We start from the raw sequence: 10,754 nt of genomic DNA, 5'->3' as shown, positions 1-10,754 counted from the left end.
AACCATTAACTTAGAGTGAAGAAGTAAATAGTGAATACACAACAGCTGGCGAAATTAAGATCTTTTGTGCCTGAGATGAGAAAAGTTAGGCATATCCACTTTGTTGGCATTGGTGGTGCTGGCATGGGCGGGATCGCTGAAGTGTTGGCTAATGAAGGCTATGCAATCAGTGGTTCTGATTTAGCACCTAACGTAGTCACACAACAACTCGTTGCATTAGGGGCGACAATCTATTTTAATCATCGCCCTGAAAATATTCGTGATGCTAGTGTTGTGGTGGTTTCTACCGCAATTAGTGCAGATAATCCAGAAATTATTGCAGCAAGAGAAGCGCGTATTCCTGTGATACGTCGTGCAGAAATGTTAGCGGAGTTAATGCGTTATCGTCACGGGGTTGCGATTGCAGGAACCCACGGTAAAACAACAACAACGGCGATGATTTCGAACATTTATGCACAAGCAGGATTAGATCCAACCTTTGTTAATGGCGGTTTAGTGAAATCAGCCGGTACCCATGCTCGTTTAGGTTGTAGCCGCTATTTAATTGCAGAAGCGGATGAGAGTGATGCTTCTTTCTTACATCTTCAACCTATGGTTGCGGTGGTAACGAATATTGAAGCTGACCATATGGACACTTATCACGGTAATTTTGATAATTTAAAAGAGACTTTTATTACTTTTTTACACAACTTACCGTTTTATGGTCGCGCAGTGATGTGTATTGATGACGATGTTATTCGGTCAATTATTCCTAAAGTAGGGCGTTATATTACTACCTATGGTTTTAGTGAAGATGCTGATGTACGCATTACTCATTACGAACAAAAAGGTGCGCAAGGATTTTTCACTATTTCTCGTGAAGATATGCCTGATTTAGATGTGGTATTAAATGCGCCGGGACGTCATAACGCCTTAAATGCAACCGCAGCTGTGGCTGTTGCTACAGAAGAAGGGATTGCGGATGAGCATATTTTAGCCGCACTACTTAATTTCCAAGGCACTGGGCGTCGTTTCGATTTCTTGGGAAATTTCAGTCTTGAGCATGTGAATGGCCAAGAAGGGGAAGTCATGCTGGTGGATGACTATGGACATCACCCAACAGAAGTTGATGCAACGATAAAAGCGGCACGAGCAGGTTGGCCTGATAAACGTTTAGTGATGTTATTTCAACCACATCGTTATACACGTACTCGTGATTTATATGAAGATTTTGCAACGGTGCTTAATCAAGTTGATATTTTATTATTAACCGATGTTTATGCAGCAGGAGAGGCGCCTATTCCCGGTGCAGATAGTCGTTCACTGTGTCGTACTATTCGTCAACGTGGCAAACTAGATCCGATTTGGGTTTCTGATGTTGAGAACATCTCCTCAATATTAGCGGGTGTATTAACAGATAATGATCTTGTTTTAGTTCAAGGTGCTGGAAATATTGGTAAAATAGCGCGTCGCTTAGCAGAAACAAAATTACAACCATCTTTAAGCGAGGATTAAGACGGATGTTTGAGCAAGTGAACATCATTTATGGTGAAATGGTTAAGAAAATGACTGTAATGGTGGGAGATTTTAGTCAAAAAGAGATCTTATTTGCGAAAAATACGATCGGTAATTTGCTTGCTCAAAGAGATGTGGGAAAAATTTATCAGTTAAAAGTAGCGAAATTTAAAGAAAAACTCGCTATTTTGACTTTTAAGGTAAATAATTCTCAACAGATTGAACAATTTAGTGATTTAATTATCAAAGCTAAAGGTATTTATAGAGTATATATATCTAGTGGAAGTATTAATCGTAGGAATATCGTACAAAAGAATAGCCGATTCTCTTATTTGAATGTTGCGCAGGGGTGAATGAATTTACTATGTCACAAGCAGCGCTAAATAATAAAGAGATAAAAGAGAAACGTCATTCTGATAGACCGAGTAATGGTAGCTATTTATCAGGATTAATCTTCTTCTTATGTGTGATTGCCACCATTATTTGGGGCGGAATACAAGTTGTGAATTGGATGAAAGATGCTAATCGTCTACCGATATCAAAGCTTGTACTTACTGGTGAGCGGCATTACACAACGAATGATGATGTGCGTCAGGCCATTTTATCTTTAGGCCAACCAGGCACTTTTATGACACAGGATGTCAATATCATTCAGCAACAAATTGAACGTATGCCATGGATCAGGCAAGTGACCGTACGTAAACAATGGCCAGACGAATTAAAAATCCATCTGGTGGAGTATGTGCCATTTACCCGTTGGAATGACACACATTTTCTTGATAGAGAAGGCCGAATTTTCAGTCTGCCAACGCGATTGGAAACACAAGGAAATTACCCACTATTATATGGGCCGCAAGGAAGTGAGAAAATGGTATTAGCAGGTTATTTAGCAATGAGAGATCAGCTTCTTGCCAGTAATCTGAAATTAAAAGCAGCATCAATGTCAGCTCGTCAAGGATGGCAATTAGTCTTAGACAATGATGTCCGATTGGAGTTAGGGCGTAAGGATACCGAAAAACGGATTGCTCGCTTTATTGAGCTGTATCCTATCTTGCAACAACAGACTGACAAACGGGTTGATTATGTCGATTTACGTTATGACAGTGGTGGTGCAGTTGGATGGGCTCCTTTATTACTTGATGTGAATGAATAAACAAGACGTGGCAGATGACACGATGAAGGCGAAGGCAGAACAATAATGATCAAAGCGACGGACAGAAAATTAGTAGTTGGTCTTGAGATTGGTACGGCCAAAGTAGCCACCCTTGTCGGTGAGATCCTGCCTGATGGCGTAGTGAATATTATCGGGGTGGGAAGTTGCCCATCTCGGGGTATGGACAAAGGTGGCGTGAACGATCTCGAATCCGTCGTAAAATGTGTACAACGGGCTGTAGATCAGGCTGAATTGATGGCAGATTGCCAAATATCGTCAGTATATTTGGCGTTATCAGGCAAACATATTAGCTGTCAAAATGAAATTGGTATGGTGCCAATTTCAGAAGAAGAAGTAACACAAGATGATGTTGATAGCGTGGTGCATACTGCGAAATCCGTCAAAGTAAAAGATGAACACCGTGTTTTACACGTAATACCGCAAGAGTACGCCATTGATTACCAAGAAGGGATCAAAAACCCTGTTGGGTTATCTGGTGTACGTATGCAGGCTAAAGTGCATCTGATTACCTGCCATAACGATATGGCGAAGAATATAGTAAAAGCAGTTGAGCGCTGTGGTTTAAAAGTGGATCAACTGATTTTTGCAGGACTGGCTTCAAGTTTTGCTGTGCTAACAGAAGATGAGCGCGAATTAGGTGTTTGTGTCGTTGATATGGGTGGCGGAACCATGGATATCGCCATATATACCGGTGGTGCATTAAGACATACTCGTGTCATTCCTTATGCAGGCAACGTTGTGACTAGCGATATTGCTTACGCTTTTGGTACACCACCAAATGATGCCGAAGCAATAAAAGTGCGTCATGGCTGTGCATTAGGCTCTTTAGTTGGCAAAGATGAAAATGTCGAAGTTCCAAGTGTCGGAGGTAGACCACCAAGAAGTCTACAACGGCAAACACTTGCTGAGGTGATTGAACCGCGTTATACCGAGCTTCTAAATCTTGTTAATGAAGAGATTTTGAGTGTTCAGGAACAATTACGTCAGCAAGGAATAAAGCACCATTTAGCGGCAGGTATTGTTTTAACAGGTGGTGCTGCACAGATAGATGGACTTGTTGAATGTGCTCAACGTGTTTTCCACACGCAAGTACGGATCGGTAAACCGTTAAATATTACCGGGCTAACAGATTATGCGCAGGATCCCTTCTATTCTACGGCAGTCGGGCTTTTGCATTACGGTAAAGAATCTCACTTTGGTGAGGAAACTGAAACCGAAAAACGCTCTGCAGTTAGTGGTTGGCTAAAAAAACTCACTGGCTGGTTAAAAAGAGAGTTTTAATCATCAGACAAATTTAAAAAGAGGTCGTTTGAGCAAGCGACCCTAAAAGGCACAAAACGGAGAGAAATTATGTTTGAACCTATGGAATTAACCAACGATGCGGTGATCAAAGTCATCGGCGTTGGTGGCGGCGGCGGTAATGCGGTTGAGCACATGGTTCGTGAACGTATTGAAGGCGTTGATTTCTTCGCGGTCAATACTGATGCTCAAGCATTACGTAAAACAGCAGTTGGACAAACTATCCAAATCGGTAATGCCATTACGAAAGGCTTAGGTGCAGGTGCAAACCCTGAGGTAGGCCGTAATGCTGCCGAAGAAGATCGTGAAGCGTTACGCGCTGCACTAGAAGGTGCGGATATGGTATTTATCGCTGCGGGTATGGGCGGTGGTACAGGTACAGGTGCTGCGCCAGTCGTTGCTGAAGTTGCGAAAGAGTTAGGTATTTTAACGGTTGCTGTTGTGACTAAGCCTTTTAATTTTGAAGGCAAAAAGCGTATGGCATTTGCTGAGCAGGGAATTACTGAGTTATCTAAGCATGTTGACTCATTAATCACTATTCCAAATGACAAGTTGCTAAAAGTACTCGGCCGTGGTATTTCGTTACTTGACGCATTTGGTGCGGCAAATGATGTATTAAAAGGTGCTGTTCAAGGTATCGCAGAACTGATCACTCGCCCAGGTTTGATGAACGTCGACTTTGCTGACGTGAGAACGGTGATGTCAGAGATGGGTTATGCCATGATGGGATCTGGTGCAGCTAAAGGCGAAGATCGTGCTGAAGAAGCCGCTGAAATGGCGATTTCAAGTCCATTACTGGAAGATATCGACCTGTCTGGCGCACGTGGTGTGTTAGTTAATATTACAGCAGGCTTTGATTTACGTCTTGATGAGTTTGAAACCGTCGGTAACACCATTCGTGCATTTGCATCAGATAACGCCACAGTGGTGATTGGTACTTCTCTTGACCCTGAAATGAACGATGAACTGCGTGTTACTGTGGTTGCTACAGGTATCGGCATGGATAAACGTCCAGAAATTACGCTGGTAACTAATAAGCAAAATCAACAAAACGCTATGGAAAATCGTTATCAGCAAATGCAAAATAGCATGTCCTCTTTCTCTACAGTAGAAGAGAGCAAGCCTGCAGCTAAAGCGGTTAATGAACAATCTACTCAAGCTAACAAAGAGCCAGATTATTTAGATATCCCTGCTTTCTTAAGAAAACAGGCTGATTAATCGTCAAAAAGATTGGCATCTCCGCTTTTTGTGCTAAACTGTCCTGCCAATTATAAGTATAATAATTGGTAGGACGGATAATATTGCGAGATAAAATGATGATCAAACAACGGACATTAAAACGAATTGTACAAGCAACTGGTGTGGGGCTCCACACGGGTAAAAAAGTTACGCTTACAATGCGTCCGGCGCCAGCTAATACTGGGGTCATCTACCGTCGTACTGACTTAAATCCACCGGTGGATTTTCCAGCAGACGCAAAATCAGTTCGTGACACTATGTTATGTACTTGCTTAGTGAATGAAGATGATGTGCGTATATCAACCGTTGAGCATTTAAATGCAGCACTGGCTGGTTTAGGCATTGATAATATCGTAATTGAAGTGGATGCACCTGAAATTCCTATTATGGATGGCAGTGCAGCACCTTTTGTTTTCTTATTGCTTGATGCAGGTATTGAAGAGCTTCGCACTGCGAAAAAATTCATCCGTATCAAGGAAACAGTACGTGTTGAAGATGGCGATAAATGGGCGGAAATGCGTCCTTATAATGGTTTTAAATTAGATTTTACTATCGATTTTAACCATCCTGCTATCGATGCAAGTACTCAACGTTATAAATTAGATTTCTCTGCAGAATCCTTTATGAGTCAAATAAGTCGTGCTCGTACATTTGGATTTATGCGTGATATTGAATATTTACAATCGAAAGGATTGTGTTTAGGCGGTAGCTTTGATTGCGCTATCGTGGTTGATGACTATCGTGTCCTCAACGATGATGGTTTACGTTTTGAAGACGAATTTGTTCGTCATAAAATGTTAGATGCAATCGGTGATTTATTTATGTGTGGCTATAACATTATCGGTGAATTTACCGCGTTTAAATCAGGTCATGCACTAAATAATAAATTGCTTCAAGCTGTTTTAGCAAAAGAGTCTGCTTGGGAATTCGTCACCTTTGAAGACGAAGCGAAAATGCCAGTGGCATTTAAAGCGCCATCGACAGTTTTTGCTTAATCGCTCAATTGGAAAGCACGTTAATTATCTCTAATTAGCGTCATCTTTGGCTGTACTTGTACTCTCTCCGGCAAGTGCAGCCAACCGTTCTAATCTTTCTCTTAATTTCTTCGGGCTTTTCTCTGCCAAATATTTCAATGATTGTGCACTCTCTACACTTAAATGGCGTTTTTTTACGGGTGTTGGATCTTTTAATGATGAAGTGACACTCTTTTTTCCCGCTTTTATGCTTAAAGAAGGATTTATTTTGATGTCTATTGAGGATAACGATGGTAAAATTTCCTTTCTTAATGCAGAAAGTAATGATGGAATTTCATAACGTAATCGGGTCATCCAACTTGCGTTTGTGACTTCAATAATTAAAATAGCATTGCGATAATTGGCGACACGGCATTTACCTTGTAACGGTGCTGGTAAAAGTGCCATGACGGTACGATTTAATTTGAGTAAAATTGTTGCACGCTGTTGTATAAGCTGTAATGTGCTTTTATTGGAACCTTCAAGCTCTTTTAGGATGTTTTCCAATGATTGTGGGTAGCTATCCCGCATAGATTTTGACTCCACAAATTATAAAATTAAATAACGAAGGTTAATGAGCATTATAAATTTTTGGCGACAATTTGGCAGACGATATTTTTGGTCGCATCTGCTATTAGGGATGGTAGCAGCAGGTATTGGTATGCCTTCGCTGGTGTCTGCCCATGCTGAAAATCCATCACAAACGGATACACCTTCCTCACAAAATCGTCAAAGCCAAGCATTAATCGCTTTTGATAATTTATTCTTACGCCAGAGTGTACAGAATCCTGCTTCATCCTTCACCTTTAATTACTGGCAACAGCATGCCGTTAAAAATGTGATTAAGCAGCTCTCTTTTGCTTTTACCATTCATTCACCTGAATTGATGGTAAAAGCAAAAGATGAGCCATCACCTGTTGCGAATGTTGCTGAGGTCATGCTTGATACGCTTTATGCGTTACTGACTCAAGCGCCATCTTCTACCCTAGTTAATTTACCGATTTCCCGTGGCGTGTTAACGGAAAATCGTATTTCCTATCATACCGGATTATGGCTTGCTCAGATCCGTGGTATCCGTGCTGGACCTTACCTAACAGCTTAATTGAGTTTGTTAATCTTTGTTAGATTATGCTTATCTCTATGATTTATCGTCGATAAACATAGAGGCTGTATTCGGCGTATTTACGCCATAAATGAGAATAAAGAGTTATGTTAGGTAAAATTGTAACCAAAATTTTTGGTAGTCGTAATGAACGCGCTATTCGTCGTATGCGTAAAGTGGTTGCTCAAATCAATCAACTAGAGCCAGAATTTGAAAAATTAACCGACGATGAATTGAAAGCCAAAACAGATGAATTTCGTGAGCGTTTAAAAAAAGGTGAAAAAGAAGAGGATATTTTACCTGAAGCTTTTGCCACTGTACGTGAAGCGAGTAAACGTGTTTTTGGTATGCGTCACTTTGACGTACAGCTTATTGGCGGTATGGTATTAAATGATCGCTGTATCGCAGAGATGCGTACAGGGGAAGGTAAAACCTTAACTGCAACACTGCCTGCTTATTTAAATGCGCTATCAGGTAAAGGGGTGCACGTTGTTACCGTCAATGACTATTTGGCGCAACGGGATGCGGAAAATAACCGCCCACTATTTGAATTCTTAGGGTTAAGTGTTGGTATCAACCTCCCTAATATGGCACCACCAGCAAAACGTGAAGCTTATAACGCAGATATCACTTACGGTACAAATAACGAATTTGGTTTCGACTATTTGCGTGACAATATGGCGTTTAGCCCTGAAGAGCGTGTCCAACGTAAATTACACTATGCATTAGTGGATGAGGTTGACTCGATTTTAATTGATGAAGCTCGTACTCCACTGATTATTTCAGGGCCTGCTGAGGATAGCTCTGAACTTTATATTAAAATGAATAAAGTTATTCCTCATTTAGTGCCTCAAGAAAAAGAAGATTCAGATACCTTCCAAGGGGAAGGGGATTACTCTGTCGACGAAAAAACGCGTCAAGTGAATATTACTGAGCGTGGCTTAGTTAAAATTGAAGGGTTATTAGCCGAAGCAGGTATGATGAAAGAGGGCGAGTCACTTTACTCACCTGCTAACATCATGCTTATGCACCATGTAACGGCAGCCTTACGTGCCCATGCATTATTTACAAAAGATGTTGATTACATTGTTAAAGATGGCGAAGTTATCATTGTTGACGAACATACCGGTCGTACCATGCAAGGCCGTCGTTGGTCGGATGGTTTACACCAAGCGGTAGAAGCAAAAGAAGGTGTGAAGATCCAAAATGAGAACCAAACATTAGCGTCCATTACATTCCAGAACTATTTCCGTTTATATGAGAAATTAGCGGGGATGACTGGTACTGCAGATACCGAAGCTTTTGAATTTAACTCTATCTACCGTTTAGAAACTATCGTTATTCCAACTAACCGCCCAATGGTCCGTAAAGATTTACCTGATTTAGTTTATATGAATGAAAAAGGTAAATTTGCCGCGATTATTGAAGATATTCGTGAACGTACTAAAAATGGACAACCGGTACTGGTGGGGACCATCTCGATTGAAAAATCTGAAGAGATCTCCCAAGCACTCACAAAAGCGAATATTCATCATAATGTCCTGAATGCCAAATTCCATGCTATGGAAGCAGATATCATTGCTAATGCAGGGTTACCATCAGCGGTGACTATCGCAACTAATATGGCTGGTCGTGGTACCGATATCGTATTAGGGGGAAGTTGGCAGACTGAAGTTGCGAAGCTGGAAAATCCAACAGAAGAGCAAATTGAAGAGATCAAAGCACAATGGCAAAAACGCCATGATGCGGTATTAGCTTCTGGTGGTTTACATATTATTGGTACTGAACGCCATGAATCACGTCGTATCGATAACCAGTTACGTGGTCGTGCGGGGCGTCAAGGGGATGAGGGTTCTTCTCGTTTCTATCTGTCAATGGAAGACTCCTTAATGCGTATTTTTGCCTCTGATAAAGTATCAGGCATGATGCGTAAACTGGGAATGAACGAAACAGAAGCTATTGAGCATCCATGGGTAACTAAAGCGATTGCTAATGCACAACGTAAAGTAGAAAACCGTAACTTCGATATTCGTAAACAATTACTTGAGTATGATGATGTAGCCAATGATCAGCGTCGAGCTATTTATACTCAACGTAATGAGTTGTTAGATGTTGCTGATGTCAGTGAAACTATCGACAGTATTCGCCAAGATGTGTTTACTTCGATGATTGATAACTATATTCCACCTCAATCACTAGAAGAGATGTGGGATATTGAAGGTTTAACGGCCTGTCTGCAAAATGACTTTGATTTAAATTTACCTATCAAAGAGTGGTTAGATAAAGAGCCTGAACTACACGAAGAAACACTGCGCGAACGTATTTTAGAAAAATCAATCGAAGTCTATAAAGCAAAAGAAGAGATTGTCAGTGCTGAAATGATGCGTAACTTTGAAAAAGGTGTCATGTTACAAACACTGGATTCACTGTGGAAAGAGCACTTAGCGGCGATGGATTATCTGCGTCAAGGTATCCATTTACGTGGTTATGCACAAAAAGATCCAAAACAAGAGTACAAACGTGAATCTTTTGCTATGTTCGCTAATATGTTGGAATCACTGAAATATGAAGTGATCAGCACATTAAGTAAAGTACAAGTTCGTTTACCTGAAGAAGTTGAAGAGTTAGAGCGTCGTCGTCGTGAAGAGGCGGAGCGTTTAGCTAAACAGCAACAACTTAGCCATGAAGTGACAAAAGAATCACAAATGTCAGCCGTTGATGGCCAAGTGGCATCAGGCAAAAAAGTGGGTCGTAACGAACCTTGCCCTTGTGGTTCAGGTAAAAAATATAAGCATTGTCACGGTAAATTAGGTTAATTACTTATTGCTTATTATATGGGTAAGAATGTAACACCATTTTAAAAATAGAAAGCCCACCTTCGAATAAAGGTGGGCTTTTTTTATCATGGATAAAAAAACATAAAATAGGAGAGTGGAGGTAATAAAGGTTGTTTTTTTGTTGTTTAATGTTCTGTCCCTGTTTGGGGTTCGACTAGCTTAGCAATAATTGGGCAATCAGGATTATTATCACCTTGGCACTCTTGTGCTAAATGCGATAATGTTTGCGTCATTCGTTGCAATTGCGTTATTTTACGGTTTAATTCATCGATATGAGAAAGAGCAATAGCTTTTACATCAGCACTTGTCCGTTCTCTGTTATTCCATAAAACTAATAATGTTGATATTTGCTCTGTTGAAAAACCAAGAGCACGTGAATGGCTGATAAAGCGAAAACAATCTACATCGCTATCATTGTAATCACGATAACCTCCGTCAGTACGAATTGCCTTAGGTATTAAACCAATTTGCTCATAATATCGGATCATTTTACTTGAAATACCGGATTTTTTTGCAGCTTGACCAATATTCATCTTATTCTCCTTATCTGATAATAAAGCGCTTTTCTTCTAAGTAGAGATAATTGCTTTATCAGC

Annotated in this window: 10 protein-coding genes; 8 read left to right on the top strand and 2 right to left on the bottom strand. The window is 40.6% G+C overall.

All coding sequences use genetic code 11. The annotated features are described in order from the left end of the window. The first annotated feature begins 30 nt into the window (after positions 1-30). The 6 genes from murC (at position 31) to lpxC (ending at position 6,201) form a co-directional block, all read left to right on the top strand. Positions 31-1,494, top strand: a complete 1,464-nt coding sequence (gene murC, locus HMPREF0693_RS05685) for a UDP-N-acetylmuramate--L-alanine ligase (RefSeq protein ID WP_004244115.1) — start codon at positions 31-33, stop codon at positions 1,492-1,494. Positions 1,495-1,499: 5 nt separating this feature from the next. Then, the gene (locus HMPREF0693_RS05680; RefSeq protein ID WP_004244114.1) at positions 1,500-1,847 is read left to right on the top strand and encodes a hypothetical protein; all 348 of its coding nucleotides are present in this window, start codon (positions 1,500-1,502) and stop codon (positions 1,845-1,847) included. Between the two features lie 11 nt (positions 1,848-1,858). After that, positions 1,859-2,647, top strand: a complete 789-nt coding sequence (gene ftsQ, locus HMPREF0693_RS05675) for a cell division protein FtsQ (RefSeq protein WP_012368234.1) — start codon at positions 1,859-1,861, stop codon at positions 2,645-2,647. Positions 2,648-2,692: 45 nt separating this feature from the next. Then, complete coding sequence (gene ftsA / locus HMPREF0693_RS05670; protein ID WP_004244110.1) at positions 2,693-3,949, top strand: cell division protein FtsA; 1,257 nt, start codon at positions 2,693-2,695, stop codon at positions 3,947-3,949. A gap of 69 nt (positions 3,950-4,018) precedes the next feature. After that, positions 4,019-5,185, top strand: coding sequence for a cell division protein FtsZ (gene ftsZ, locus HMPREF0693_RS05665; RefSeq protein ID WP_004244108.1), 1,167 nt, complete (start codon positions 4,019-4,021; stop codon positions 5,183-5,185). Between the two features lie 98 nt (positions 5,186-5,283). Then, positions 5,284-6,201: a UDP-3-O-acyl-N-acetylglucosamine deacetylase gene (gene lpxC, locus HMPREF0693_RS05660; protein ID WP_012368233.1), complete on the top strand. Its 918-nt coding sequence runs from the start codon at positions 5,284-5,286 to the stop codon at positions 6,199-6,201. Between the two features lie 30 nt (positions 6,202-6,231). On the opposite strand, the gene HMPREF0693_RS05655 is transcribed toward lpxC, so the two are convergent. Next, positions 6,232-6,750, bottom strand: coding sequence for a DUF721 domain-containing protein (locus HMPREF0693_RS05655; RefSeq protein ID WP_004244106.1), 519 nt, complete (start codon positions 6,748-6,750; stop codon positions 6,232-6,234). A 43-nt stretch (positions 6,751-6,793) separates the two neighbouring features. Here HMPREF0693_RS05655 and secM point away from each other — a divergent pair, with 43 nt between their 5' ends. Next, complete coding sequence (gene secM / locus HMPREF0693_RS05650) at positions 6,794-7,321, top strand: secA translation cis-regulator SecM (RefSeq protein WP_004244104.1); 528 nt, start codon at positions 6,794-6,796, stop codon at positions 7,319-7,321. A 107-nt stretch (positions 7,322-7,428) separates the two neighbouring features. After that, on the top strand, positions 7,429-10,137 hold the full coding sequence (gene secA / locus HMPREF0693_RS05645) for a preprotein translocase subunit SecA (RefSeq protein ID WP_004244101.1): 2,709 nt from the start codon (positions 7,429-7,431) through the stop codon (positions 10,135-10,137). A 146-nt stretch (positions 10,138-10,283) separates the two neighbouring features. Here secA and cueR read toward each other — a convergent pair whose 3' ends face one another. Next, the gene (gene cueR / locus HMPREF0693_RS05640) at positions 10,284-10,691 is read right to left on the bottom strand and encodes a Cu(I)-responsive transcriptional regulator (protein WP_004244100.1); all 408 of its coding nucleotides are present in this window, start codon (positions 10,689-10,691) and stop codon (positions 10,284-10,286) included. Between the last annotated feature and the right edge of the window lie 63 nt (positions 10,692-10,754).

This window comes from Proteus mirabilis ATCC 29906 (genome assembly GCF_000160755.1).
Classification (GTDB): Bacteria; Pseudomonadota; Gammaproteobacteria; order Enterobacterales; family Enterobacteriaceae; genus Proteus; species Proteus mirabilis.
The sequence above is the reverse complement of the archived record's forward strand: the minus strand, read 5'-3'. Positions and strand labels throughout refer to the sequence as shown.